We start from the raw sequence: 26,050 nt of genomic DNA, 5'->3' as shown, positions 1-26,050 counted from the left end.
TATCTGCTAGGGACGGCGAAATACCGCGGTTTTAGCCTTAGAATGTGGCCTTATTTTGTGGTTCGTCGCGCTTTTTGGGATGACGAAACACCCTCTCCGCGGTAAGATTATGCTGAATAGGACAGGAATAAGCCCTTTGCGGGAAGGGCAGGTAACACAGGCGGTATGAGCATGACGTTGAATCTTTCGATGCCCGGGAATGAAGAGTTGAAGCCGAAGATCACCGTGTTCGGTGTCGGCGGCGCTGGCGGCAATGCCGTCAACAACATGATCGCCAAGGAATTGGATGGCGTCGAATTCGTCGTGGCCAACACCGACGCGCAGGCGCTGCAGCAAGCCTCTGCCAAGGCGCGCATCCAGCTGGGCGTGAAAGCCACCGAAGGCCTGGGCGCTGGCGCCCGCCCGCAGGTGGGCTCCGCCGCGGCTGAGGAAAGCATTGAGCAGATCGTCGATCATCTGGCGGGTGCGCATATGTGCTTTATCACTGCCGGCATGGGCGGCGGCACCGGCACCGGCGCGGCACCGATCATCGCGCAGGCTGCGCGTGAACTCGGCGTGCTGACCGTCGGCGTTGTCACCAAGCCGTTCCAGTTCGAGGGGCTGAAGCGGATGCGCCAGGCCGAGGCCGGTGTCGAAGCCTTGCAGAGGGTCGTCGACACGCTGATCATCATCCCGAACCAGAACCTGTTCCGCCTGGCCAATGAAAAGACCACCTTCACCGAGGCGTTCTCGATGGCGGATGACGTGCTGTACCAGGGTGTCAAAGGCGTCACCGACCTGATGGTCCGTCCCGGTCTGATCAACCTCGACTTTGCCGACGTCCGCGCGGTGATGGACGAGATGGGCAAGGCAATGATGGGCACCGGCGAGGGCGAGGGCGAGGACCGCGCGGTGCAGGCCGCCGAGAAGGCGATTGCCAACCCGCTGCTGGACGAAATCAGCCTGAAGGGCGCACGCGGCGTGCTGATCAATATCACTGGCAGCCACGACCTGACCCTGTTCGAACTGGACGAGGCCGCCAACCGCATCCGCGAGGAAGTGGATCCGGACGCCAACATCATCGTCGGCTCCACCCTGGACACCGGCATGGAAGGCCGGATGCGGGTTTCCGTTGTTGCCACCGGCATCGACGCCGTGGATGTGAACTCCGAAGTTCCGGTGCCGCGCCGCCCGATGTCGGCACCGTTGCGCCAGACCGTCAGCGTCGAGGAAAACCGCGCTGCGCCGCTGGAGCTGGAAACCCCGGTGGAACAGCCGGCAGTTGCAGCACCGGCACCGGCACCTGCCCCTGCACCGCTGGCTGCCGAAGCTGCAGCGGTTATGGAAGAGCCCACTCTGTTTGAGGAAATGAACGTGCAGCAGGCCGCTGCGCAGGCGCAGGACGAAGAGGTTTTTGAAGCGGTTGAGCAGCTGAACGACGACGGCCTGCCGCCGCCGGCCTATCAGCCCAAGGTGCCGGAATTCCGCCCGCAGGCGGATGCCGGGGAGGCCCAGACCAGCACTTTTGTGGCCCCCAAGGCGCCGGCGCCCGGCACCCCGTCGCCGCAAGCTCTGGAGCGTTTGCAGGCCGCGGCTCAGCGGGCGCAGCAGCCGCAGGCACCGCAGCAGCAGCCGGTGCGCCAGGTGGCTCCGGCCGCCCAAGCCGCGCCGCAGCAGCAGCCCCAGCAAGGCCAGCAGCAGCCCGAAGGCCAGCGCCGTTTCGGCCTCAACTCGCTGATACACCGGATGACCGGCAGCGCCGATGCGCCCGCGGGCAAACAGCAGCCCCAGGCGGTGCGCCAGCAGCCCGCGATGCACGCGCAGGCGCCGGCGGTCCAGCCGCAGCCGGTGCAGCAGCAGCAGGCGGATCCGGACCAGGAGCGCATCGAAATCCCCGCTTTCCTGCGCCGCCAGGCCAACTGACACATCACATATGACCTGGAAGAGGCCGCCTTCGGGCGGCTTTTTTTCGTTTTGTTTTCAGTGGTTTGAGTAGCGCTAAGCGGTGTTTTGCTTGTCTGTTACGGTCATGTTTCAAACCGTTACAAAGATTGAGTTGTAGGAATTTTTTCAAAACCTTAACTCTCGTTCGCAACACGGTCCCCTGTGGCCGGACATAGTGGAAAGAGGCGCAAAGTGCAGAATACGCTTAAAGCATCGGTGGCATTCGAAGGGGTCGGGCTGCACTCCGGCAAACCCGCGCGCATGGTTCTGCTCCCGGCTCCGGCGGGGCATGGCATTGTGTTCAAGCGCACCGATATCGCTTTGGGCAATACCGTGGTTCCGGCCCGCTGGGACCTGGTTGACCGCAGCCCGCTTTGCACCCGCCTGATCAATGCGGCCGGCGTCGGCGTCTCTACTGTCGAACATATCATGGCGGCCCTGGCGGGCTGCGGCGTGCACAACGCCCTGATTGAGATCGACGGCCCGGAAGTGCCGATCGTCGACGGGTCCTCTGCGCCGTTCGTGCGCGGCATCATGGGCCAGGGCGTGCAAAGCCAGGGCGTTCCGGTTGTGGCTTACGAAGTGCTGAAGCCGGTGACGGTAGAGAAGGACGGCGCCCGCGCCACCCTGCTGCCCAGCGACCGGCTGACCATCGAATTCCACATCGACTTTGCCGAGGCCGCCATCGGCCGTCAGAGCAAGGAACTGGACATGCGCAACGGCAGTTTTGCGCGCGAGCTGTGCGACAGCCGCACCTTCTGCCGCCAGGCGGATGTCGAAGCAATGCAGGCCAACGGCCTGGCCCTGGGCGGCGTGCCCGGCGAGAATGCCGTTGTGTTTGACGGGGAACGGGTCGAGAGCGGTGCAGGCCTGCGCCACTCGGACGAACCTGTACGCCACAAGATGCTTGATGCGCTGGGAGACCTGGCGCTGGCTGGGGGGCCGGTCTTGGGGCGCTACGTTGGGGAGCGTGCGGGGCACGCGCTGACCAACACTTTGCTGCGGGCCCTGTTTGCGGAGCCGGGTGCGGTCCGGGCCGTCGCCTGCAATGCAGCGATGACCGCACAGCTTCCGGGGCAGGGGCTGATCTGGTCGGAAATTCCGGCCGAACAGCGCCGCGTGGCATAAGGCAGAGAACCAGGAACGAGCGGCAGACTGGCCCGGGACCCCAATTGTCCCGGGTCTTTTCCTGCGGCACGCCCGGAAACGGCCGGGCAGCCTTGACCGCCGGCAGCTTTCGATGCCATGTGAACGCGGAATTGGCGAAAGGCGTTTTGCGCGCCATTTGAATATGCTAGAGACGGCCTAACCGGGGCGGACACCCGTAAGGCAACGACGGTGAGGTGAGGCATTATGAACGGCATCAGGGCAGGAGCCAAAACCCTCAGCGCGGTCCTTCTCATGGCGGCCCTTGCGGGTTGCGGCGGAGACGGCGGCGCGGTCAAGCGGGGCGAGTCGCTGGAAGCCTTCTCGCCGGAGCACATCTATGAGCGCGGCGAGTTCGAGCTGGCAAACCGCCGGGCCAATGACGCCGCCTATTATTTTGCTGAGATTGAGCGCCTGTACCCCTATTCCGATTGGGCCAAGCAGGCAGTGATCATGCAGGCCTTTGCCTATCACACCAGCAAGGATTACGAGAACAGCCGCGCTGCCGCGCAGCGGTTCATCGACTTCTACCCTGCGGATGAAGATGCGGCCTATGCCCAGTATCTGCTGGCGCTGAGCTATTACGACCAGATCGACGAGGTCGGCCGCGACCAGGGGCTGACCTTCCAGGCGCTGCAGGCGCTGCGCACCGTGATCGAGGTCTATCCCGACAGCCAGTATGCCACCTCCGCGATCCTGAAATTCGATCTGGCCTTTGACCACCTGGCGGGCAAGGAAATGGAGATCGGCCGCTATTACCTGCGCCGCGGTCACTACTCCTCTGCGATCAACCGCTTCCGGGTGGTGGTGGAAGATTTCCAGACCACCAGCCACACCGCAGAGGCGCTGCACCGTCTGGTCGAGTCCTATCTGTCGCTGGGCCTGACCGCAGAGGCGCAGACCGCTGCCGCCATTCTGGGCCACAACTTCCAGTCCACCGAATGGTACGAGGACAGCTACCGGCTGCTGGGCGCAAACGGGCTCAAGCCCAAGGACCGCGGCAACAACTGGCTGAGCCAGATTTACCGACAAACGCTGAAAGGACAGTGGCTGTAAGGGCCGCTGCGGCACGGGGGGCGGGGCAATGCTGCGCGCGCTTGAAATCCGGGATATCCTGATCATTGATCATCTGGAGCTGAATTTTCAGCCCGGGCTGAATGTGCTGACCGGCGAGACCGGGGCCGGCAAATCCATTCTGCTGGACAGCCTCGGCTTTGTGCTGGGCTGGCGCGGCCGTGCTGAACTGGTGCGCCAGGGCGCCTCCCAGGGCGAGGTGCTGGCGGAATTCGATCTGGACGCTGGCCATCCGGCCCATGCCATCCTGGAAGAAGCCGGCCTGCCGGGCGGCGACAGCCTGATCCTGCGCCGGGTGAACACGGCGGAGGGGCGCAAGACCGCCTGGGTCAACGACCGCCGCTGCTCGGGTGAGGTGCTCAGGGCACTGTCGGAAACGCTGGTTGAACTGCACGGGCAGCATGACGACCGCGGATTGCTCAATCCGCGCGGCCATATGGCGCTGCTGGATCAATATGCGGGCGTGCAAGCGCTGCTGGCTGCGGTGCGCAGCGCCTGGGGCGATGCGGCCAAGGCCCGCAAGACGGTGGCGGCCACCCGCGCGGCACTGGAGGCGGTGCGGGCCGAGGAAGAGTTCCTGCGCCATGCGGTTGCCGAGCTGGACAAGCTGGACCCGCAGCCGGGCGAGGACGGGGCGCTGGATACCCGCCGCCGCCAGATGCAGGCGGCCGAGCGCATCCGCGGCGACATTGCCCGTGCCCATGCGCTGCTGAGCGAAGGCGCCGAGGGCGCCATGGGCGAAGCGCAGCGCTGGCTTGAGGGCGTCGCGGGCCGCGAGGACGAGACCGGGCTGGAAGAGCCGCTGGCGGCCTTGTCACGGGCGATGATCGAGCTGGGCGATGCCCAGGACGGCGTCGAACGGGTGCTTGGGACGCTGGACTTCAACCCCGCTGAGCTGGAAGACTGCGAGGAACGCCTGTTTGCGATCCGCGCCTTGGCCCGCAAGCATGGGGTCGCCGCCGACGAATTGGGCGATTACGCCGAAACCCTGCGCGCCAAACTGGCAGCGCTGGATGCCGGCGGCCAGGATCTGGCGGACCAGGACGCTGCCCTGCAGGCGGCAGAGGCGGCCTATGCACAGGCCGCAGACCGCCTGGGGGCTGCCCGCCGCGAAAGCGCTGCGGCGCTGGATCAGGCGGTGATGGCGGAACTGGCACCGCTGAAGATGGAGCGGGCGGTGTTCGAGACCCGCATCAGCACTGCAGAGCCAGGACCGGAGGGCACCGACACGGTGGCCTTCACCGTTGCCACCAACCCGGGCGCGCCCGCCGGGACGCTGAACAAGATCGCTTCCGGCGGCGAGCTGAGCCGGTTCCTGCTGGCGCTGAAGGTCTGCCTGCGCGGCGATGACGCCAGCAAGACGCTGATCTTTGACGAGATCGACCGCGGCGTCGGCGGCGCCACCGCGAATGCGGTGGGGCGCCGCCTGCGCAGCCTGGCCAGCAGCGGCCAGGTGCTGGTGGTGACCCACTCGCCGCAGGTGGCGGCGCTTGGCGGCCATCACTGGCAGGTGCGCAAGCAGGTGGTCGATGGCATGACCCTGTCGCAGGTGGTGCCGCTGGCCGCAGCCGAGCGGGTGGATGAGCTTGCCCGCATGGTCTCAGGCGATACCATCACCGAGGAGGCCCGCGCCGCGGCCCGTGCTTTGCTGGCCGGATAATCTGCTCCGGCAGGGCGGCAGGTCAGGGTTCCTTAACCGGCTTGCGGCATTTGTAGGCCATTGAAAACAAAAGGCCCGCTTGCAGCATATGGCAGAAGAATTCCGATCCGCTCTCATCGCCCATCTGATGCAATTGCTGGCTGGCTTGAAGGATATCTGGCGGGTGCTGCGCAACCGCGGCCCCAGTCAGTTCCAGTTCTGGCTGATCGCGCTTATGATCGGTATCGCCGCGGGCTTTGCCGCGTTGTTTTTCCGCAAAGGAATCACCACGCTGCAGGCCTGGGTCTATAGCGCTCCGGATGTGGATTACCTGCATTCCTTCGCCCAGGATCTGCCCTGGTACACGCTGGTTGCAATTGCGGCGGGCGGCGGTCTGGTGGTCGGCGTCATCCTGGACCGGTTCACCCCGGACGGGCGGGTGCGCTCTGTTGCCGACGTGATTGAGGGGGCCGCCCTGCATGACGGGCGGGTCGAGCATAAGGAAGGCCTGGCCTCGGCGCTCTCCTCCTTCATCACCCTGTCCACCGGCGGATCCACCGGCCGCGAAGGCCCGGTGGTGCACTTGGCGGGGGTGATCGCCAGCTGGGTCAGCAACCGCATCAACGCCGACGGTGTCACCGGGCGCGACCTCTTGGGCTGCGCGGTGGCGGCGGCGGTCTCGGCCAGCTTCAACGCGCCGATCGCCGGCGCGCTGTTTGCGATGGAGGTGGTGCTGCGGCATTTCTCGGTCAATGCTTTTGCGCCGATCGTGGTTGCCTCCGTCGCGGGCACCGTGATCAACCGGCTGGAATACGGCGATGTCACCGAGTTCACACTCAACACCCCCGGCGCGCTGCAGTTCTATGTGGAACTGCCGGCCTTCCTGATTCTTGGCCTGATCTGCGGCCTGGTGGCAGTGGTGCTGATGCGTTCGATCTTCCTTGCAGAGAAGATCGGCAATGCGGTGCAGCGGCGCCTGTGCCTGCCGCGCTGGCTGCGCCCGGCGGTGTCCGGGGCGATGCTGGGGATGATTGCCGTGTGGTTCCCGCATATCATCGGTGTCGGCTATGAAACCACCGTGCTGGCGCTGACTGGCGGGCTGCTGCTGGGGCAGGCGGTGGTCTTTACGGTGGTCAAGACTGCGGCCGTGGCCATTACCATGGGCGGGCGCATGGGCGGCGGGGTGTTTTCACCGTCGCTGATGATCGGGGCCCTGACCGGACTGGCCTTCGGCCTCATAGCGACATCAGTGCTGCCGGATGTGTCCGGCACCCACACGCTTTATGCCTTTGCAGGCATGGGGGCGGTTGCGGCGGCGGTGCTGGGGGCGCCGATCTCCACCACGCTTATTGTGTTCGAGCTGACCGGCGATTGGCAGATCGGCCTGGCGGTGATGGTGTCGGTCTCGATGTCCACCGCGCTGGCCTCGCGGCTGGTGGACCGGTCCTTTTTCCTTACCCAGCTGGAGCGGCGCGACATCCATTGCGCCGCCGGGCCGCAGGCCTACTTGCTGTCGATGCTGCGCGCCGGTGCGGTGATGCGGCCGATGGGTGACAGCCGCTGCGCGTCGCTGGAGGACTGCCAGGCGCTGGTGGAGCAGGGGCTGTGCATCCGCGCTTCCGCCTCGCTGGAGGCGGCGATGCCGGTGTTCGACCGGGCGGAAATCGCCTATTTGCCGGTGCTGCTGGTGGAGGATGGCAACGAGGAGGTCATCGGCGCGCTGTACCACGTGGACGCGCTGAAGGCCTACAACCGCGCCTTGGCGGCAACAGCCGCGGAAGAGCACAGATAGGCGGGCAGGGCGGTTGCGGATGTTTCGGTGCGAAACCGCGCGGGTTTAGGGGAAAAACAGCTGCTTCCTCCCCCTTGATGTGAGATTTCCGCTACAGGTTAAGGATTAATTAATCTGCGGATTGCCCTGCGGCAATGTCTGGCTGAAAATTACACGGGTAGATCGCAGAAAACACTCACACGGCAGGCAACAAAAAATGCGAAACTTCGAAACCGGCCCGCAAGAGGCTGGTGCGAACACCAAGGCGGACGAGCAGGCAAACGAACGGGCGGCACTGGAAGCGGTGATCAACTACGCGATCCAATGCGCGCGTGAAACCGATATTCTGGGCGCCGGCGACGCGCTGGAGGAAGCCAGGCTGAATCTCAGCCGAGCGGTCCTCGCCTAGCTCCCCATCTGTGCTCCTGGTCCGCAGCACAAGACACCGGCCCCCGCTTTAACCGCGGACGGCCCGCCCCTGCGCCGCTGGCTGGCGGTGCTGTGGCACAAGCAGGCTGATGCGCCTGCCTGAAACGGAAAACACCGGCGCCAGGGCACCGGTGCATCAACTCTCCGGATGTGAAAACCATCCGCGTGCCAGGCCTGCGCGGCCGGGCTGGGCCCGGGCTGCTGCCGGACGGCTCAGACCTGCTCGACCTTGACAGAGTCGCTCAGCACAAAAGCCAGATGGCCCTTGATCTCCGCCGCGTCCTCCGTGGGGTCCTCATAGCTCCAGGCAGCGTTTTCGGTCACCGAGGACTTGTTGGCGATCGAAAAATAGCTGGCCTCGCCTTTGTGCGGGCAATGGCTTGTTTTGTTGGTACGGTCCAGGAACGCCATCGCGATGTCTTCGCGCGGGAAATAGATGACCGGTTCCAGATCGCCCTCCGTCAGCTCCAGTGCATTGGAGGTTTCCCCCAATACGGCGCCGCCGGAGCGGACGGTCCAGGTGCCTTCGGCCTTGCGGATACGGATCTTGGTCATGCGTGTTTTCCCATTCTCTTCGTTCGTGTCAACTTCTCTACGGTTTGCGTAACAGCCGGATGTCACACCCGGTGCCGCACCCTGCATCACAGGGCGGCGGCCGCGGCGTCCAGCCACGCCTTGGCAGCGGGGCTGAGCAGCGGCCCGATCTTGGCTGCAACCTCGCGGTGGTAGCTGTCGAGCCAGTCTTTTTCGTCTGCAGTCAGCATCGGCGCATTCACCAGCCGCCGGTCTATCGGGGCAAAGGTGAGCGTGCGCCAGCACAGCATGTCGCGCTCCGGGTCGCCGGAGTCAAGGGGGGGCGCCTCTTCAACAACCAGAAGGTTCTCGATCCGGATGCCAAAGGCGCCCTCCCGGTAGTATCCGGGCTCATTGGACAGGATCATGCCGGGCTCCAGCGGCACGTGGCTGGTGCGGGCCAGACGCTGCGGCCCTTCGTGCACGCTGAGATAGGCGCCGACGCCGTGGCCAAGCCCGTGGTTGAAATCCTGGCCTGCCAGCCACAGCGGCATCCGCCCGATGCATTCGATGTCGCGGCCCGCCAGCCCCTTGGGCCAGCGCAGGCGGGACATGGCGATCATGCCCTGCAGCACGCGGGTATAGGCGGCGCGCTCCTCCTCGCCCGGCGTGCCGATGGCGATGGTGCGGGTGATGTCGGTGGTGCCGTCCAGATACTGGCCGCCGCTGTCCATCACCAGCAGGTGGCCGTCCTCCAGCCGAGTATCCGTCTCCTCAGTCACGCGGTAATGCATGACGGCGCCGTTCTCGCCGGTGCCTGCAATGGTTTCAAAGCTGATGTCGCGCAGGGCCGGGTCCTCGCGGCGCAGGGCCTCCAGCTTCTTCACCACGCCGGTCTCGGTGATGGAGCCGGGCGCCTGGGCGTCGAGCCAGGCCAGCATCTCCACGATGGCCGCGCCGTCGCGCAGGTGGGCGGCGGCGCTGCCCGCGATCTCGGCTGCGTTCTTGCGCGCCTTGGGCAGGGCGCAGGGGTCGCCTGCGGGGACCATGCGGTCGCCCAGCTTGTCCGCCACGATCTGCGGCACGGTGCCGGTGTCGGCAGCGACCGAGCCGTTGAGCGCTGCGGTGGCCTTGAGGAAGTCGTCCGGCGCATGCACTGTGACGGAGCTGTCAAAGTGGCCCTGCAGGCCTTCCAGCTTCTCTGCCGCCATGAACAGGTCCACCCGCGCGTCATCGTGCAGGATGGCAAAGCCATGCGCCACCGGGTTGCGGGCCACGTCGCTGCCGCGGATGTTCAAGAGCCACATGATGCTGTCGGGAAGGGTGATGACCGCCGCCGCCTGGCCTGCCTCGCGCAGGTCCTTGGCGAGCCGCGCGCATTTGTCCGCCGCGCTTTCGCCCGCATAGTCCAGCGGGTGGGCCGCCGCCGGGTTCATCGGCGGCGCCGGCTGGTCTTCCCAGATCCGGTCCACCAGGTTTTCGCATTGCGCTAGGGTGATGCCGCTGCCCTTCAGCTCCTTTTCCAGCGAGGTGACCTGCCCGGCGGCATGCAGCCAGGGATCAAAGCCTACCTTGCCGCCACCCGGCAGCTTTTCCTTCAGCCACCCGGCCAGCTGCACCTCGGGCCAGGGCACAGGCGTGTAATCCGCTGCGACCTGCCGTTTCACCTGGGTGCGGTAGCGGCCGTCGATAAAGACGCCGGCAATGTCCTGCAGCACCGCGCAAAAGCCGGCGGAACCGGTAAAGCCAGTGAGCCAGGAAAGCCGCTCGTCATGCGGCGCGACATACTCGCCCTGATGGGCATCGGCGCGCGGCACCAGGAATCCGTCCAGCCCTTCCGCCGCCAGTTCCTTGCGCAGTGCCGCCAGCCGGGGCGGGCCCTGTTCCGGGCGGGCAGTCACATCGAAGGTCTGGTACATCGGCGTCTCTCCAGCTGAAGGGGCAGGGCGGCGGCAGGCGGGCAAGCCCCGGCGGCCGCAGCAAAGAAAAGGCGCGGGGCTGAGCAGCCGCGCGCCCCTTCTTGTCCCAAATACCCCTGCGGCTGGCAAGGGCGGCGGCAGAGAGATTTGCCGGGACCTGACGGCACAAATTAAAAAGGATTTGAAACGGCGGCGGCTCCCGCCGGGCCTTGGCGCATCAAAGATGCGCTGCGGCCCGTTGGGCCAAGCGCCGGATGCCTTGCATCCGGCGCCGCCGCGCGCATCGCGCGCGGCCATGCCCAAAGCTGAGGACGGCATCGCAAGATGCAGGCCAAAGGCGCGGGAGCGCGCCCTTTGCTATTCTCTGTGCCGGTCAGCCGGCGCGCTTGATGCCCATCACCCGGGCGCGGGCGCGCGGATCGCTGTCAAACAGCGCCGCCAGCTGCTCTGTCATTGCGCCTGCCAGCTGTTCCACATCCGTGATCGTCACCGCGCGCTCATAATAGCGGGTCACGTCATGGCCGATGCCAATTGCCAGCAGCTCAACCTGCTTGCGCTTTTCCACCATCGCAATCACGTCGCGCAGGTGCTTCTCCAGATAGTTCGCCGGGTTTACCGACAGCGTCGAATCATCCACCGGCGCGCCGTCAGAGATCACCATCAGGATCTTGCGGGCCTCGCGCCGCGCCACCATCCGCCGGTGCGCCCATTCCAGCGCTTCGCCGTCGATGTTTTCCTTCAACAGGCCCTCTTTCATCATCAGGCCCAGATTGGTGCGGGTGCGGCGCATCGGGGCGTCGGCGCTTTTGTAGATGATGTGGCGCAGGTCGTTCAGCCGTCCCGGCTGCTGCGGCCGGCCGTCGTTCAGCCAGGCCTCGCGCGCCAGCCCGCCTTTCCAGGCGCGGGTGGTGAAGCCGAGGATCTCGACCTTGACGTTGCAGCGCTCCAGCGTCCGGGCCAGCACGTCGGCGCAGATCGCCGCGATGGAAATCGGGCGGCCGCGCATCGAGCCGGAGTTGTCCAGCAAGAGCGTCACCACGGTGTCGCGGAACTCAGTGTCCTTTTCGACCTTGAACGACAAGGGCGTGGTCGGATTGGCGACAACCCGCGCCAGACGGCCGGCATCCAGGATGCCTTCCTCGCGGTCGAACTCCCAGGACCGGTTCTGCTGTGCCTGCAGGCGGCGCTGCAGCTTGTTGGCCAGCCGCGAGACGGCGCCCTTCAGCGGCTCCAGCTGCTGGTCGAGGTAAGCGCGCAGGCGCTCCAGTTCGGCAGGCTCGGCCAGCTCCTCGGCGTTGATTTCCTCGTCATGGGCATCCCGGAACACCTTGTAATCCGGGTCGGCATCAGAGACCGGCGGCGGCGCGGGCGGCTCCAGCGGCGCTTCGCCGTCGGGCATCTCGGTGTCTTCAGCCAGGTCGTCGTCGGCCATCTCGTCCATCGACACCTGAGCCTGGCTTTCGTCCTGCTGCTGTTCCTGGCTCTGCTCAGGGGATGCGTCGGCTTGCTCCTCTTCCGAGTCGTCCTGGCCGGTGCTGTCCGGGTCCTGCTGCTCCTCGGCGTTCTCCTCGGCCTCGTCATTGGCCTCGTCGTCCAGCTCATCGGGGTCGTCGCCCAGCTGGTCGCCATAACCAAGGTCAGAGATCACCTGCCGCGCCAGCTTGGCGAATGCGGCCTGGTCGGCAATGGTTTCGTCCAGGTTTTCCAGCGTGCCGCCGGCCTGGGATTCGATGAAGCCGCGCCACAGCTCCATGATGTTGGAGGCGCCTTCGGGCAGCTCGCGGCCGGTCGCCAGATGGCGCACCAGATAGCCCGCGGCGGCAGCCAGCGGTGCCTCCGAGGAGGACTTCATCTGGTCATAGCCGCGGCGGATCGACTCGTTGCGGATCTTCACGTCGATGTTCGACGCTGTGCCGGGCATATGCCGCGCGCCCATCGCCTCGCAGCGGGCGGTTTCCATCGCCTCATAGAGATCGCGGGCCATTTCGCCCTGCGGCACGTATTTGGCGTGGGTGGCGTCGTCGTGGAACTTGTGGCGCAGCGCCAGCGCATCCGCGGTGCCGCGGGCCAGCAGCACCTCCTCGCGGCTCATCCGGCGGGACACCTGCGGCAGCCGCATGGTATCGCCGGACAGGCCCGAGGGGTCGACCGTGTAGCTGACGGTCAGCTCCGGGTCGTTGGCCATCACCTTGGTGGCCTCAGACAGGGCCTTCTTGAACGGATCGGCGGGGTTGTCGTTGGGCTTTTTAGCCATTGAACGCACTCCAGATCGACACCGTCAGGAACAAAAGGGCGCATTCCCAACGCAGCCGTATCAAATGACTGTGTTGACTGCCCGTCATGGCTGACGGATCAGTCTTCTTCCAACCAGTTTTGTCAAACAACCAGATTGCGTCAAGCGCGACCCAAATGGCTGCTATGACGAAAAAAGGCGTCACCCAAGGCTCACGCTCGCAGCGCTCTCCGGCAGCTCCTCGTCAAAGCAGCGCTGGTAGAACTCGGCAACGGTCTGGCGCTCCAGCTCGTCGCATTTGTTCAGGAACGACAGGCGGAAGGCATAGCCCACGTTGCGGAAGATTTCGGCGTTCTGGGCCCAGTTGATCACCGTCCGCGGCGACATCACGGTCGACAGATCGCCGTTCATAAAGGCGGTGCGGGTGAGGTCGGCAACGGTAACCATCTGGCTGATGGTTTTGCGGCCTTTCTCGGTGTTGTAATGCGGTGCCTTGGACAGAACGATGGCGCTTTCGGCGTCATGGCTCAGGTAGTTCAGGGTGGAGACCAGCGACCAGCGGTCCATCTGCGCCTGGTTGATCTGCTGGGTGCCGTGGTACAGCCCGGTGGTGTCGCCAAGGCCGACAGTGTTGGCGGTGGCAAACAGGCGGAAGAACGGGTTCGGGGTGATGATCTCGTTCTGGTCCAAGAGGGTCAGCTTGCCGTCATGCTCCAGCACCCGCTGGATCACGAACATCACGTCAGCGCGGCCGGCGTCGTATTCGTCGAACACGATGGCAACCGGATTGCGCAGCGCCCAGGGCAGGATGCCTTCGTGGAACTCGGTGACCTGCTTGCCGTCGCGAAGCTTGATCGCGTCCTTGCCGATCAGGTCGATCCGGGAGATGTGGCTGTCGAGGTTGACGCGGACAGAGGGCCAGTTCAGCCGTGCCGCGACCTGTTCGATGTGGGTCGATTTGCCGGTGCCGTGATAGCCCTGGATCATCACACGGCGGTTGTGGCTGAAGCCCGCCAGGATCGCCAGCGTGGTTTCCGGGTCGAACTTATAGGTGTGGTCCATCGCCGGCACCCGCTCAGAGCCCTCGGCAAAGCCCTTGACCGTCATATCCGTGTCGATCCCGAACACATCGCGCACCGAAATCGTTTCGGTCGGTTTCGCATCCATATCCACAAATCCGTCGGTCATCGCAGTCGGTCCTTATCCCTCTTCCCTGTTGTCAGGGGTCAATTCGCGGGATTGGTGCCTGATCTGACGGGCAAGGGCAAGGGAAAGTCGCGCCGGAATCCAGCTGAGGCTGAGATTGTGCGCGAACTGGACAGCCCCGGCCGGGGCCGGCAGGCAGATTTGAAGCTGGGGAAAAACCGGCTGCGCCGGTGCTGGTGCGCCGGTGCCAGACATACTGCGCCCCCGGCCGGGCAGCAGGGGGCGCGATGTGCCGGGGGTATGATAGCTGTGGGGGGACAAGCTGGACCCGGCATAACCCTGCGTAACGGTTCAAGGCCGGGGCCGTCAAAGAAATAAAATCTCTATCATAAATTATCGGCAAAAGACCGCCCATCGCCCAAGGGGCGAGCAGACGGTGCGGGCAGGTTGCGCGGCACAAAAAAGGGCGGCTGCTGCCGCCCTCTGCCCGGAAGCCCTTGCTGCGCTTACTTGAAGCTGCGGCTGTCCTTGATCTGGTCCCAGGCCCAGCGGACCTCCTGCAGCTGTTCCTCCTGGCTGCGGTCGCCGCCGTTCATGTCCGGGTGCAGCACCTTGATCAGCTTCTTGTAGGCCTTGCGGATGTCGGCTTTGGACCAGTCGTCCTTGGCCTCCAGGATCTCAATGGCGCGGCGTTCGGTGGGCGGCAGGCGGCGGCCGGTCTTGGCAGCGCGGCCCGGGTTTTGCGTCGCGTTTGCGCCCAGCACCTGATGCGGGTCCTCAATGCCCAGGCGCGCCCAGGCGCGGGCCTCGGGATCGCCCATCGGCTTGGTCTCGCGCTCCCACACCTTGTCCTTGGAGCGCTGCGCGTTCAGCTCCGCCTCGGTGGTGCCTTCGAAGAAGTTCCACTGATTGTTGTACTCGCGGACATGCTCCTGGCAGAACCAGTAGAAGTCATCCAGCACATCCGGCGCCTTGGGCGCGCGGAACTTGCCGGCTTCCTCGCAGCCGTCCTTGTCGCAGACGCGCTGGGACGTCTCGGAGGCGCCGGAGGCCGCCCTCCGGCCGCGCGGGTTCTTCTTCTTCGCGGAGCGGATGGACATATCAAAGCCAAAGGGATCGGACTTGCTCATGGGGCGCACCTTCTAGACGCATCTGTTCGACTCGGAGGCAGCAGTTTAGTCTAAGGGGCGTCAGATTGAAGGGGGCGCAGATAAAAAATATGGGGATGAGCGGAAAATGAGTGTGAAGCAGGAAATGGAAGCGGCGCTGCAGGCCGCGTTCGAGCCAACCGCATTGGAGGTGGTCAACGAAAGCCACAAGCACGCGGGCCACGCCGGCGACGACGGCTCGGGCGAGAGCCATTTTGCGGTGATGATCCGCGCCGGTGCATTTCAGGGCATGAACCGGGTGCAGCAGCACCGGGCGGTGCATAAGGCGCTGGCGGATATCGTGCCGCGCATCCATGCGCTGGCGCTGGATATCGGCGCCTGAGGCCGGGCAGGACGGGCGGAAACGCCCGCCCTGCGGCCTGACACGCCTGTCGGGCGGGCAGTTTGCCCGCCATTGCCAATACCTACTTGTCGCCGTCTTTCTGCCCGGCCCGCGCCTTCAGCGCTGCGGTCATGCCAGAGACCGGGCTTAGCTCCTCGACCCCGTCATCGGCCTGCATCCGGGCCGCGCCAGGTCCCGGCACCTGTTCCGCTTCCGGCGGCGCTTCGGGATCGCCTGCCGCGGCCGTCAGCCGCGGTGTTTGCGCGTCGCTGTGGCGAAAGGGAACGGCAGGCGCGGCAGGCTCCTTGCGGCTTGCTTCCGGGGCTTGCACGGGCTGGTCCGCAGCGAGTGCGCGGCGGAACACCATCACATTGCGCCAGTTGGTGGCAGAGCCCATCATGCCGGAGCGTTCTTCGCTGGGCAACAGCTCAGCGCGCTGGAATTCCCAGCCTTCGGCGGCCAATTCGTTCAGCAGTATCTCTACCGAATTGGCAAAGCGCGCCTCGGGCGTCTTCACCCCCTTGGCCTTGGTGCCCTTGGCCGGAGCGGGGACAACCTTGTACTCATATGCTTGCATGAACGTCTCCTGTCTTGCGGGCAGGTTTAGCGGAATGGGGGGGGCGGTCAAGGGGCGGGGAGAGCGGCCGGTGCGCGGCGTCCCGCCGTTAGCCGCCATGGAAAACGGGCTGAAAAACGTGCATTCCGGGCTAGGATTGCCGCCGGACGCCGGACCCCGCAGCCCGCCTCAGCCCTCAGCCCTCAGCCCTCTGCCGCTGCCAGCTGCACCAGCGTCAGGCAGACCTCTGTGGCCTTGGCCATATCCTGCACTGAAATCCATTCCAGCGGCCCGTGCACATTTTGCATGCCGGTGAAGATATTGGGGGTCGGCACCCCGAACTCCGTCAGCCGCGAGCCATCGGTGCCGCCGCGGATCGGGGCTGAGACCGGGTCGATCCCATGCGCGCGGCAGGCTTCCAGCGCCAGCTCCACCGGGGTCATGTCATTTTCCAGCCAATAACGCATGTTGCGGTACTGCGGAAAGATCTCGCAAGTGATCTCCGCCCGCGGCTCGGTGGCCTGCACCGCATCGCAGACCTTCCGCAGCAAATCACCCTTGGACGCCAGCCCATCCAGTTCAAAGTCGCGCAGGATCAGCTTGATCTCCATCTCCGAGGAGCCGCCGTTCATGTCGGTGATATGGATGAAGCCCTCGCGCCCGTCCGTCGTTTCCGGCGTAATGGTAGCCTGGGGCAGGGTCTGCACGATCTTGGCGGCCAGATGCGCGGCGTTGACCATCTTCTCCTTGGCCCAGCCGGGGTGGATCGACACGCCCTTGATGCTCACCACGGCGCGGTCGGCAGAGAAGCTTTCATAGACGATCTCCCCCGCGTCGCCGCCGTCCAGCGTATAGGCAAACTCCACACCCAGGTCTTTGGGCAGCTCCGCGCCGACGCCGCGGCCGATCTCCTCGTCCGGGGTGAAGGCAAGGCGTATCTTCGGGTGCCGGATCTCCGGGTTTGCCAGCAGGTGCCGCGCCAGGGTCATCACGATGGCAACCCCCGCCTTGTCGTCAGCGCCCAGCAGAGTGAGGCCGGAGGCTGTGATCAGATCATCGCCCTGCTTGGAGGCGAGATAGGGGGATTTCTGCGGCGACAGCACCAGGTCCGGGTTGTCCGGATAGGTGATATCACCGCCATCATACCCCTTGATCACCCGCGGCTTGACGCCTGCGGCGTTGAACTGCGGCGCAGTGTCGACATGAGCCAAGAGGCCGATGGCCGGCCCGGGTGCGGTCGCGGGAATGGTGGCCAGCACCACGCCGTAACCGGTGAGTGTGACGTCCTCAGCACCGGTCTCCCGAAGCTCTGCCACCAGCAGGTTCAGCATATCGAACTGGATTTCGGTGCTGGGTGTGGAGGGGGACGTCTCATCGCTCTGGCTGTCGATGGCGGCGTAGCGGACCAGACGGTCCTCGAGTTCCTGATCGAAATTGCGGGTCATGAAACCTCCGGGATTTTGGACGGAGCAAAGCCGCTGGCGCGGGGAAGGTCAAGGCGGGGAATTCCGCGTCAGCGGCGGGAAAAGATACTGCCCGGTGCAGGGGGTGCACAGGGGGTGCACGCATGGCACCCCCCATTCCGGCACGAAAAAGGGCGCCGCGAAGGGCGCCCTGAATATTTCCGTTTGCCGCCGGGATCAGCCGTTCAGCTTCTTGGCGACCAGCTCGTTCACCGCCTTGGGGTTGGCTTTGCCGCCGGTGGCCTTCATCACCTGGCCGACAAACCAGCCTGCCAGCTTCGGGTTCACCTTGGCCTTCTCCACCTGCGCCGGGTTGGCGGCGATGATCTCATCCAGGGCGGTCTCGATGGCGCCGGTATCCGTCACCTGCTTCATGCCGCGTTCTTCGACGATCTGCGCCGGGTCGCCGCCTTCGGTATAGACGATCTCGAACAGGTCCTTGGCGATCTTGCCGGAAATCGCGTCAGAGGAAATCAGGTCAATGATGCCGCCCAGTTGGGCCGGGGAGACCGGGGATTCGGTGATCGCGTGGTCTTCTTTCTTCAGACGGCCGAACAGCTCGTTGATGACCCAGTTGGCAGCCAGCTTGCCGCTGCGGCCCTTGGCAGTTTCCTCAAAAAAGGTTGCCGATTCCACATCCGCGGTCAGCACCGAAGCGTCATAATCCGAAAGGCCGAAGTCATTGATGAAACGTGCCTTTTTCTGATCCGGAAGCTCCGGCAGGCTGGCGGCGATATCATCCACCCAGGCCTGTTCGATTTCCAGCGGCAGCAGATCGGGATCGGGGAAGTAACGGTAGTCATGCGCCTCTTCCTTGGAGCGCATGGAGCGGGTCTCGCCCTTGTCCGGATCATAGAGCCGGGTTTCCTGGTCGATCTCGCCGCCCGCTTCGATGATGGCGATCTGGCGGCGCGCCTCGACCTCGATGGCCTGCTGGATGAAGCGCATCGAGTTCATATTCTTGATCTCGCAGCGGGTGCCGAGGTGGCTGAAGTCCTGGGTCTCCTGGTACTTCTCGTACTGGCCGGGCAGGCAGACCGAAACGTTCACATCAGCGCGCAGGTTGCCGTTCTGCATGTTGCCGTCGCAGGTGCCCAGATACTGCATGATCTGGCGCAGCTTGGCGATATAGGCAGCCGCTTCCTCCGGGCCGCGGATATCGGGGCGGGAGACGATTTCCATCAGGCAGACGCCGGTGCGGTTCAGGTCAACAAAGGACATGTTGGGGTCCATGTCGTGGATCGACTTGCCCGCGTCCTGTTCCATGTGGATACGCTCCACCCGCACGTTGCGCGCGGTGCCGTCACCCAGTTCCACCAGCACCTCGCCTTCGCCCACAATGGGGTGATAAAGCTGGGAAATCTGATAGCCCTGCGGCAGGTCGGGATAGAAATAGTTCTTGCGGTCAAAGGCGGACCACAGGTTGATGCCGGCCTTCAGGCCCAGGCCGGTGCGCACAGCTTGTTCGACGCAGTACTCATTGATCACCGGCAGCATGCCGGGCATCGCCGCGTCCACAAAGGCCACGTTGGAATTCGGCTCAGCGCCGAACTTGGTGGAGGCGCCGGAGAACAGCTTGGCATTGGAGCTGACCTGGGCATGCACCTCCATGCCGATGACCAGTTCCCAGTCATGCTTGGCGCCCGCGATCACTTTGGGCTTGGGGAGTTCATATGTCAGGTCGAGCATGGTTTTCCGCCGTATCCGAATGTCCTAGTTGGCAAGCGTTCTAGGCCCGCTGGCGGGCAGGGGCAAGAGGGCAATGGCGGCGCGGGATTGCCGGGGCGGTATTTGCCCTCTTGGCGGAGTCAGGGCTGGCAGCTAGAACTGGCAGCCCGAGCAGAATTTAGAGGAGGCCGCCTTGGACACATCCGCCCGCATCAGCCAGACCATTGCCACGGAAATCGGCGCCGCCGCCAAGCAGGTGAGCGCCGCGGTGGCCCTGCTGGACGAAGGCGCCACCGTGCCCTTTGTCGCGCGCTACCGGAAAGAGGCGACGGGGGGCTTGGATGACACCCAGCTGCGCACCCTGGCGGAACGGCTGGAGTATCTGCGCGAGCTGGAAAAGCGGCGGGCGGCCATCCTCGAGTCGATCAGGGGCCAGGACAAGCTGACCGATGATTTGGCGGCCTCGATTGCCAAGGCGGAGACCAAGGCACAGCTGGAGGATATCTATCTGCCCTACAAGCCCAAGCGGCGCACCAAGGCGATGATCGCCCGCGAAAACGGTCTGGAGCCGCTGACGGATGCCATTCTGGCCGACCGCAGCGCTGACCCGGAGAAACTGGCGGAAGGCTACATCACTGAGGCTGTGGCCACGGTGAAGGATGCGCTGAACGGCGCGCGGGACATCCTGACCGAGCGGCTGACTGAAAATGCACCCCTTTTGGGCCGCCTGCGGGAGTTTATGCAGCGCGAGGCGGTTCTGACGGCCAAGGTGGTTGAGGGCAAGGAGCAGGAGGGCGCCAAGTTCTCGGATTATTTTGCGCATTCCGAGCGCTGGGCGGATGTGCCCTCGCACCGGGCGCTGGCGATGCTGCGCGGATCGAACGAAGGCGTGCTGACGCTGGACGCGGGGCCCGAGCCGGAGGAGGGCGTGGCACGGGCCGAGGCGATGGTTGCGGCGGAGCTGGGCGCGGGCGGCAACGGGCCGGGCGACAAGTGGCTGCGCAAGGTGGCGGGTTGGACCTGGCGGGTAAAGCTGTCGCTGTCGATGATGCTGGAGCTGATGGGCGACCTGCGGGGGCGGGCGCAGGAGGACGCCATCCAGGTTTTTGCCCGCAACCTCAAGGACCTGCTGTTTGCAGCTCCGGCAGGTGCGCGGCCGACCCTCGGGCTGGACCCGGGCATTCGCACCGGCGTCAAGGCGGCAGTGGTTGATGCAACCGGGAAATTGGTGGCCACAGAGACGTTGTACCCATTCCAGCCCAAGAATGATCTGCGCGGGGCGCAGGTGTCGATTGTGAAACTGATTGCGGAGCATGGCGTCGAGCTGATCGCCATCGGCAACGGCACCGCCAGCCGCGAGACTGAGCGGATGGTGGCGGAGGTGCTGAAGCACCTGCCTGCCAAGGTGAGGGCGCCAACCAAGGTGGTTGTTTCTGAGGCCGGCGCTTCGGTCTATTCCGCCTCCGAACTGGCGGCGCGGGAGTTCCCGGATCTGGATGTTTCCCTGCGCGGGGCGGTGTCGATTGCCCGGCGCCTGCAGGACCCGCTGGCGGAACTGGTGAAGATCGAGCCCAAGAGCATCGGTGTTGGCCAGTACCAGCATGATGTGGACCAGCACAAACTGTCGAAGTCGCTGGAGGCGGTGATTGAGGATGTGGTGAATGCGGTGGGGGTCGACCTCAACATGGCGTCGGCGCCGCTCTTGTCCCATGTCTCCGGCCTTGGCCCTGGCCTGGCAGAGGCGATTGTGGCGCACCGCGACGTGAACGGCGCGTTTGCGTCTCGTAGGGAGCTGCTGAAGGTGGCGCGGCTTGGCCCCAAGGCGTTTGAGCAATGCGCCGGCTTCCTGCGCATCCGCGACGGCAAGGAGCCGTTGGATGCGTCCTCGGTTCACCCCGAAAGCTATGACGTGGCGCGCAAGATCGTGGCCGCCTGCGGGCGTGATATCCGCCAGATCATGGGCGACGGTGCGGCTTTGAAATCCCTGCGCACGGAAGATTTCGTGGGCGGCGGCGTTGGCTTGCCCACCGTGCGCGACATTTTCCAGGAGCTGGAAAAGCCGGGCCGCGACCCGCGCCCGTCCTTTGTGACCGCCTCCTTCAAGGACGGGGTGGAGGCTATCACCGACCTGAAGCCCGGGATGGTGCTGGAGGGCACGGTGACCAACGTCGCGGCCTTTGGCGCCTTCGTGGACATAGGCGTGCATCAGGACGGGCTGGTGCATGTGAGCCAGCTGGCCGACCGGTTCGTGAAGGACCCGCATGAGGTGGTGAAGACAGGCCAGGTGGTCAAGGTGACCGTCACTGAGGTAGACGTGCCGCGCAAGCGGATCGGCCTCACCATGAAGAAAGACGGCGGCGCCTCAGCCAAGGAGGACCGCAATGCGCGCGGACCGGCCAAGGGGGCAGGCCCGCGCCGCGGCGACAAACCGGGCGGGCCCCAGAGCGGCAAGGGCAGGACATCTGCCGGGCCAAAGAGCGGTCAGGGCCGCGATCAGGGCGCGGGTCAGGGCACCGGCGCGCTGGGCGCGGCCTTGATGGACGCCTTCAAGAAGAAGTGAGAACACGGGGCCGCGGCCCCGCGGTTTTCCGGCTGCGGGTTGTTACGCGGGGCTGAACTCCGGCCCTTGTTCAGTAAAGGCTACCTTCTGCCCGCTTTCGATTTCCGCGCGGAACTGGACCGCGACGGCCTGCAGCGCACCGGCATGGCCGCTGGCGGCGAAGCGGCTGACAGAGCGGATGCGGGCGCTGTTGTCGAAGCCTTCGGCGGCATGGGCCCAGATCAGCGGGTGCAGTTCCTTCAGGTGGTCCCGGATCAGCCAGGCGGCGGCCTCTGCAACCTTCAGCCGCGGCGCGTCGGCCTGCAGGTCGCGTCCCAGCCGCCTGGGCAGGGCCACGGTGCAATAGGCGGCAAGCAGATTGATCATCTCTTGCGAGGCATCGGCCTGGACGATATCGCGCAGCCCGTCCAGAAAAAACCGGGTGTCGACGCGGGCGCAGGCCTGATCGTCGAGGGTAATGGCATCGAAGTACACCCAGGTGTAGCCGCCCGCGCCCCAGGAGGCCTCTGTGCGCGCGGCGGTGCGGCGGGCTTCCAGCTCCAGCGCGGCATAGGAGCCGGAGCCGCGCGGCAGCATTTGGGTGCCAAGCGCGCGCATGTGGCGGTGGTTGCCGGGGGCCAGGTCAATCAGCGTGCCATAGGCATCCGCAACCTGCAGGGCGGCGGCGCTGCGGCCGGCATAGAGCGCGCATTGCGCGGCTTGCAGGAACGGGCTGTCCTGGCTGGCCTGTGCAATCGGGTCCAACAGCGCGGCGGCGCGGTCGAAATGGGCCGCGCAGCGGCGCCGGTTCGGCTGCAGCGCCGCTTCCCCGCCGCCGGCTCCGCGCCAAGCCCAGCCGATATCGATATGGGCCAGCGCCACCAGCGCCGTCAGATAGGGGTCGTGCCGGTTCTCTGCCCGCAGGGCCTCGAATGCCATCAGACCGCGGATCAGGGCGCGGCTGCCCGCGTCGCCGTTTTCGGCCAGCGCGTGCTCGGTCGCAGTCACCACATCAGCGCGGGCGCCATAAGAGATGAGATCGGCCAGCGGCAGGCCGCAGGGGGCGGCGGCGCGGGTTTCGTCGGCCTCGCGGATCTGCTGCGACAGATCCTCCCAAAGCTCCTGCCGGGCCAGAAATTGGCCGCGGTCCTGGGCTTTGATGGCGGCGGTGTCGCCTTCTGCGCTGCAAACCGGAATGGACAGGCTGTCTTCCAGGCGGCAGGTCAGAAGCTGTTCGGCTGGGGCCGGAGAAGGGGCAGGGGCCTGGCGTGCGGGCGGCAGGGGCCGGTTGGAAACAAGACCTGAAATCCGGGTCAGTAGTCCACGTGCCTGTCGAGACTGTGTAAGCATTTGTGCTTCCTGATGAGTGGCAGCTTATCGTTGTTCACAGTCTCGTCAGGCAATGGGGCGCAAAGATGGCGGCAGTGGGGAAGTTCACGCGCGCCGGCGGATATCTGCTCAGTTTCGCCGGCAATCTGAAGCGGATTTGCCGGGCTTTTTACGACGCGGGTCAGAACGCCGCGAAATGGTGGCGTTCGGTGCCGATTCCGCGCCGCTGAAACTCTGCTTCGATTTCGCTGTGCGGCGGGGTGGCCTCTTGCGGCAGGCGGATGCGTTTGCCGCTGCTGAGGATCAGCGTGGCGCGGACCGAGAAATCCCAGCGGGTGTCAAAGCGCACCTTGTCAATCTCCCCAAGCTCCGCCGCGCCGGTCAGCCCGCCGCTGAACCATTCCACCCTTTTGGCTGAAATTCTGAGGCCCGCCAAGGGATTGCGGATCAGGTCCAGCAGTGCCGGGATGACCGGCAGGGCAAGAAGGACTACCAGCCAAAGGGCCGTATCCAGCACCAGCCAAAGCGCCAGCAGCGCCATAAGCCAGCCGCCGGTTGCCAGCGCCGCGGCGGCGGAGCGGCCCCGGCGGGAGAAGCTGTACTCCTCCGCCGGGACCGGTGTGGCAGGCGTTTCAGGCATCCAGGATCCGGGTCACCATTTCATTGGTATCGCGGCTGAGACCCTCAGTCCCGGCAATCCGGCTGAGCTGGGCGCGTATCAGCGACTGGCGGCCCGCGTCATAGCGCTTCCAGGTTTGGAAGGCGGCGCACATGCGGGCGGTGGTCTGCGGGTTCAGCCTGTCCAGCGCAATCAGGTTGTCTGCCAGCAGCTGATAACCCTCGCCGCTGGCATGGTGGAAGCCCGCGTGATTGCCCGCCAGTGCGCCAAAGACGGCACGGAAGCGGTTGGGGTTCTTCATGTCGAACAGCGCGTGCTTGGTGAGCGTGGCCGCGGCTGCGGCGGTTTTCTCTGGCGCAGCGCAAGCAATCTGCAGGGCAAACCACTTGTCCATCACCAGCCGGTCGTCCTGCCACTGATCAAAGAAGGCCTGGCTCTGCGCCTCGCCCTTCTCTGCCTTCATCAGCGCGCCAAGGGCGGCATACTGCTGGGTCATGTTGTCGGCAGAGGCATACTGGCGCGCGGCCTGTTCGCCGCCGTCCAGCCGGGTCAGCAGCGACAGGATGCGGCCGTTGAGCGCGCGTTTGCCTGCCGCTTCAGCGTCGGGAGAGTAGGGGCCCTCGACGGTGGTCGCCGCATAGAGCCGGGGCAGGCTGGTTTCCAATTGCTGCGCCAGCGTCTGGGCAAAGGTCTCTGCCGCGTCGTAGATTTTCTGCGGATCAGGGGTATAGCCGCGCTCATGCAGGGTTTGGGCAATGTCGGACTGGCTGGGCGGCGACAGCACCAGCGCGCGGAAGGCCGGGTCCTGATCGTCGTCGCGCACCAGTTTTTCCAGCGCGTCCAGATAGGCCGTATCCGGTGCCGCCCCGTCCAGAACCATGGCAACGCGGACCTCCTTGGCCAGCGCGTTGCCAGCCTCCCAGCGGTTGAAGGGATCGGTATCGTGCGCCAGCAGAAAGGCGCGCTCGGTGTTGGTGGTCTCGCGCTCCAGGATCACCGGGGCGGAGAATTCGCGCAGGATGGAAGGAACCGGCTTGGAGGCGAGGCCGTCGAAGGTGAAACTCTGCTTGGCGTCGGTCAGCTCCAATACCTCGGTTGCGCGCACCTCGTCACCGTTGGGGGACAACAGACCCACCGCCATCGGAATGACCCGCGGCGCCTTGTCGGGCTGACCCGGCGTCGGCGGCGTGGATTGCTCAAACGTCAGGGTATAGGTGCCGCCGGCATACTCTTCGGACACCTTCACCCGCGGGGTGCCGGCATGGCTGTACCACAGCTTGAATTGCTGCAGGTCGCGGCCCGTCGCATCCTCGAACACCTTCAGCCAGTCCTCGATGGTGCAGGCCTGTCCGTCGTGACGCTCAAAATACAGCTTCAGCGCCTTGTAGTAGTTGTCATCCCCCACCAGCCGCTTGAGCATGCCGATCACCTCGGCGCCTTTTTCATAGACGGTGGCGGTGTAGAAGTTGTTGATCTCCTGAAAGGCTTCGGGCCGCGGCGGATGGGCAAGGGGGCCGTTGTCCTCCGGGAACTGGCGGGCGCGGAGCGTAATCACATCGTCGATCCGCTTCACCGGCTCCGAGCGCATGTCGGCGGTGAACTGGGCGTCTCGGAAAACAGTCAGCCCTTCCTTAAGGCAGAGCTGGAACCAGTCCCGGCAGGTGATGCGGTTGCCGGTCCAGTTGTGGAAGTACTCATGGGCGATGATCGCCTCGATGCGTTCGAAATTGGCATCTGTCGAGGTTTCAGGCGACGCCAGAACGCAGGAAGAGTTGAAGATGTTCAGACCCTTGTTCTCCATCGCACCCATGTTGAAGTCATCGACAGCAACGATGTTGAACAGCTCCAGGTCGTATTCGAGGCCATAGACGTCCTCGTCCCATTTCATCGACTTCTTCAGCGCTTCCATGCCAAAGGCGCATTTGCCCTCGTCGCCGGGACGGACCCAGATGTTGAGTTCGACTTCCTTACCGGATTTGGTGGTGAAGCTGCCCGGATGGTTCACCAGATCGCCCGCCACCAGCGCAAACAGATAGGCCGGTTTCGGCCAAGGATCGTGCCATTCGGCCCAGCCTTCGCCCGCGCCCATCGGGTTGCCGTTTGACAGCATCACCGGCTCGTCGCCCTCAATCCGCACGGTGAAGGTGGACATCACATCGGGGCGGTCAGGGTAATAGGTGATCTTGCGGAAGCCCTCGGCCTCGCATTGGGTGCAATACATGCGGTTGGACATGTAAAGCCCCTCCAGCGCGGTGTTGCCGGCCGGGTTGATCTCCACCTCGGCTTCCCAGGTGAAGGGGGCGCTGGGCACGTCGCATTTCAGGCCGCCATCGACCAGTTCTGGCGTCACGTCCTGGCCGTCGATTTTGGCCGAGATCAGTTTCAGCTCCTCGCCGTGCAGAAAGAAGGTCTTGTCTGCCGCGTCCGGTTTCGGGGCAAAGCGGATCTTGCTGATGACCCGGGTTGTTTCCGGCGCCAGGCGGAAGGTCAGGTGAACGCTTTCGGCGCTATATCCGAAGGGCGTGTAATCTTTCAGGTAGAAGGTCTGGGGCGAGTCTTTGGCCATTCTCGTTCTCCTCTGCACTGCTTCTG

At 65.0% G+C, this 26,050-nt stretch carries 19 protein-coding genes; 8 read left to right on the top strand and 11 right to left on the bottom strand.

Features of this window, described 5'->3' with window-relative positions; genetic code table 11:
- Nucleotides 1-171: 171 nt before the first annotated feature.
- From ftsZ to AC5STB_RS00135, 6 genes are all read left to right on the top strand, one after another.
- Entirely contained in the window at nt 172-1,902 is a 1,731-nt protein-coding gene (gene ftsZ / locus AC5STB_RS00160) for a cell division protein FtsZ (protein ID WP_495440957.1), read from the top strand.
- A 213-nt stretch (nt 1,903-2,115) separates the two neighbouring features.
- Nucleotides 2,116-3,051: a UDP-3-O-acyl-N-acetylglucosamine deacetylase gene (gene lpxC / locus AC5STB_RS00155; protein WP_495440956.1), complete on the top strand. Its 936-nt coding sequence runs from the start codon at nt 2,116-2,118 to the stop codon at nt 3,049-3,051.
- 225 nt (nt 3,052-3,276) lie between these two features.
- Nucleotides 3,277-4,125: an outer membrane protein assembly factor BamD gene (locus AC5STB_RS00150; RefSeq protein ID WP_495440955.1), complete on the top strand. Its 849-nt coding sequence runs from the start codon at nt 3,277-3,279 to the stop codon at nt 4,123-4,125.
- 28 nt (nt 4,126-4,153) lie between these two features.
- On the top strand, nt 4,154-5,803 hold the full coding sequence (gene recN / locus AC5STB_RS00145) for a DNA repair protein RecN (RefSeq protein WP_495440954.1): 1,650 nt from the start codon (nt 4,154-4,156) through the stop codon (nt 5,801-5,803).
- Between the two features lie 88 nt (nt 5,804-5,891).
- A complete protein-coding gene (locus AC5STB_RS00140; protein WP_495440953.1) occupies nt 5,892-7,574 on the top strand; it encodes a chloride channel protein in 1,683 nt (560 codons plus the stop codon).
- 196 nt (nt 7,575-7,770) lie between these two features.
- Nucleotides 7,771-7,962, top strand: coding sequence for a hypothetical protein (locus AC5STB_RS00135; protein ID WP_495440952.1), 192 nt, complete (start codon nt 7,771-7,773; stop codon nt 7,960-7,962).
- Between the two features lie 233 nt (nt 7,963-8,195).
- On the opposite strand, the gene AC5STB_RS00130 is transcribed toward AC5STB_RS00135, so the two are convergent.
- The 5 genes from AC5STB_RS00130 to AC5STB_RS00110 all read right to left on the bottom strand — a co-directional run bounded on the left by AC5STB_RS00130 (nt 8,196) and on the right by AC5STB_RS00110 (nt 14,923).
- The gene (locus AC5STB_RS00130) at nt 8,196-8,537 is read right to left on the bottom strand and encodes a DUF427 domain-containing protein (protein WP_495440951.1); all 342 of its coding nucleotides are present in this window, start codon (nt 8,535-8,537) and stop codon (nt 8,196-8,198) included.
- 86 nt (nt 8,538-8,623) lie between these two features.
- Entirely contained in the window at nt 8,624-10,414 is a 1,791-nt protein-coding gene (locus AC5STB_RS00125; protein ID WP_495440949.1) for an aminopeptidase P family protein, read from the bottom strand.
- A 373-nt stretch (nt 10,415-10,787) separates the two neighbouring features.
- A complete protein-coding gene (cobT, locus tag AC5STB_RS00120) occupies nt 10,788-12,668 on the bottom strand; it encodes a cobaltochelatase subunit CobT (RefSeq protein ID WP_495440948.1) in 1,881 nt (626 codons plus the stop codon).
- A gap of 180 nt (nt 12,669-12,848) precedes the next feature.
- On the bottom strand, nt 12,849-13,835 hold the full coding sequence (gene cobS / locus AC5STB_RS00115; protein ID WP_495440947.1) for a cobaltochelatase subunit CobS: 987 nt from the start codon (nt 13,833-13,835) through the stop codon (nt 12,849-12,851).
- 464 nt (nt 13,836-14,299) lie between these two features.
- The gene (locus AC5STB_RS00110; RefSeq protein WP_495440946.1) at nt 14,300-14,923 is read right to left on the bottom strand and encodes a DnaJ domain-containing protein; all 624 of its coding nucleotides are present in this window, start codon (nt 14,921-14,923) and stop codon (nt 14,300-14,302) included.
- 106 nt (nt 14,924-15,029) lie between these two features.
- Between AC5STB_RS00110 and AC5STB_RS00105 the strand changes: the two genes are divergently transcribed.
- Nucleotides 15,030-15,284 (top strand): BolA family protein, encoded by a 255-nt coding sequence (locus tag AC5STB_RS00105; protein WP_495440945.1) that lies wholly within the window; start codon nt 15,030-15,032, stop codon nt 15,282-15,284.
- An 82-nt stretch (nt 15,285-15,366) separates the two neighbouring features.
- Here AC5STB_RS00105 and AC5STB_RS00100 read toward each other — a convergent pair whose 3' ends face one another.
- The 3 genes from AC5STB_RS00100 to gatB all read right to left on the bottom strand — a co-directional run bounded on the left by AC5STB_RS00100 (nt 15,367) and on the right by gatB (nt 18,992).
- Complete coding sequence (locus AC5STB_RS00100; protein WP_495440943.1) at nt 15,367-15,861, bottom strand: DUF4177 domain-containing protein; 495 nt, start codon at nt 15,859-15,861, stop codon at nt 15,367-15,369.
- Between the two features lie 182 nt (nt 15,862-16,043).
- Nucleotides 16,044-17,285, bottom strand: a complete 1,242-nt coding sequence (pepT, locus tag AC5STB_RS00095; RefSeq protein ID WP_495440941.1) for a peptidase T — start codon at nt 17,283-17,285, stop codon at nt 16,044-16,046.
- Nucleotides 17,286-17,480: 195 nt separating this feature from the next.
- The gene (gatB, locus tag AC5STB_RS00090) at nt 17,481-18,992 is read right to left on the bottom strand and encodes an Asp-tRNA(Asn)/Glu-tRNA(Gln) amidotransferase subunit GatB (protein WP_495440940.1); all 1,512 of its coding nucleotides are present in this window, start codon (nt 18,990-18,992) and stop codon (nt 17,481-17,483) included.
- 172 nt (nt 18,993-19,164) lie between these two features.
- On the opposite strand from gatB, the gene AC5STB_RS00085 reads away from it, so the two are divergent.
- Nucleotides 19,165-21,531 carry a Tex family protein gene (locus tag AC5STB_RS00085; protein ID WP_495440939.1) on the top strand — a complete coding sequence of 789 codons (2,367 nt, stop codon included), beginning with the start codon at nt 19,165-19,167 and terminating at the stop codon, nt 21,529-21,531.
- Between the two features lie 42 nt (nt 21,532-21,573).
- On the opposite strand, the gene AC5STB_RS00080 is transcribed toward AC5STB_RS00085, so the two are convergent.
- The 3 genes from AC5STB_RS00080 to pepN form a co-directional block, all read right to left on the bottom strand.
- The gene (locus tag AC5STB_RS00080; protein WP_495440938.1) at nt 21,574-22,860 is read right to left on the bottom strand and encodes a hypothetical protein; all 1,287 of its coding nucleotides are present in this window, start codon (nt 22,858-22,860) and stop codon (nt 21,574-21,576) included.
- A gap of 160 nt (nt 22,861-23,020) precedes the next feature.
- The gene (locus AC5STB_RS00075) at nt 23,021-23,479 is read right to left on the bottom strand and encodes a hypothetical protein (protein WP_495440937.1); all 459 of its coding nucleotides are present in this window, start codon (nt 23,477-23,479) and stop codon (nt 23,021-23,023) included.
- Complete coding sequence (gene pepN, locus AC5STB_RS00070; RefSeq protein WP_495440936.1) at nt 23,472-26,024, bottom strand: aminopeptidase N; 2,553 nt, start codon at nt 26,022-26,024, stop codon at nt 23,472-23,474. The genes AC5STB_RS00075 and pepN overlap by 8 nt, the downstream gene beginning before the upstream one ends.
- Between the last annotated feature and the right edge of the window lie 26 nt (nt 26,025-26,050).

It is taken from the genome of Leisingera sp. CC-HEC093, assembly GCF_059429195.1.
This window is presented reverse-complemented; position numbering and strand designations above follow the sequence as displayed.

Bases quoted from the DNA above. Each gene is read 5' to 3' on its own strand.
- ftsZ (WP_495440957.1), top strand. From the start codon at position 172: ATGACGTTGAATCTTTCGATGCCCGGGAATGAAGAGTTGAAGCCGAAG.
- AC5STB_RS00150 (WP_495440955.1), top strand. From the start codon at position 3,277: ATGAACGGCATCAGGGCAGGAGCCAAAACCCTCAGCGCGGTCCTTCTC.
- recN (WP_495440954.1), top strand. From the start codon at position 4,154: ATGCTGCGCGCGCTTGAAATCCGGGATATCCTGATCATTGATCATCTG.
- AC5STB_RS00140 (WP_495440953.1), top strand. From the start codon at position 5,892: ATGGCAGAAGAATTCCGATCCGCTCTCATCGCCCATCTGATGCAATTG.
- AC5STB_RS00135 (WP_495440952.1), top strand. From the start codon at position 7,771: ATGCGAAACTTCGAAACCGGCCCGCAAGAGGCTGGTGCGAACACCAAG.
- AC5STB_RS00130 (WP_495440951.1), bottom strand. From the start codon at position 8,537: ATGACCAAGATCCGTATCCGCAAGGCCGAAGGCACCTGGACCGTCCGC.
- AC5STB_RS00125 (WP_495440949.1), bottom strand. From the start codon at position 10,414: ATGTACCAGACCTTCGATGTGACTGCCCGCCCGGAACAGGGCCCGCCC.
- cobT (WP_495440948.1), bottom strand. From the start codon at position 12,668: ATGGCTAAAAAGCCCAACGACAACCCCGCCGATCCGTTCAAGAAGGCC.
- cobS (WP_495440947.1), bottom strand. From the start codon at position 13,835: ATGACCGACGGATTTGTGGATATGGATGCGAAACCGACCGAAACGATT.
- AC5STB_RS00110 (WP_495440946.1), bottom strand. From the start codon at position 14,923: ATGAGCAAGTCCGATCCCTTTGGCTTTGATATGTCCATCCGCTCCGCG.
- AC5STB_RS00105 (WP_495440945.1), top strand. From the start codon at position 15,030: ATGAGTGTGAAGCAGGAAATGGAAGCGGCGCTGCAGGCCGCGTTCGAG.
- AC5STB_RS00100 (WP_495440943.1), bottom strand. From the start codon at position 15,861: ATGCAAGCATATGAGTACAAGGTTGTCCCCGCTCCGGCCAAGGGCACC.
- pepT (WP_495440941.1), bottom strand. From the start codon at position 17,285: ATGACCCGCAATTTCGATCAGGAACTCGAGGACCGTCTGGTCCGCTAC.
- gatB (WP_495440940.1), bottom strand. From the start codon at position 18,992: ATGCTCGACCTGACATATGAACTCCCCAAGCCCAAAGTGATCGCGGGC.
- AC5STB_RS00080 (WP_495440938.1), bottom strand. From the start codon at position 22,860: ATGCTTACACAGTCTCGACAGGCACGTGGACTACTGACCCGGATTTCA.
- AC5STB_RS00075 (WP_495440937.1), bottom strand. From the start codon at position 23,479: ATGCCTGAAACGCCTGCCACACCGGTCCCGGCGGAGGAGTACAGCTTC.
- pepN (WP_495440936.1), bottom strand. From the start codon at position 26,024: ATGGCCAAAGACTCGCCCCAGACCTTCTACCTGAAAGATTACACGCCC.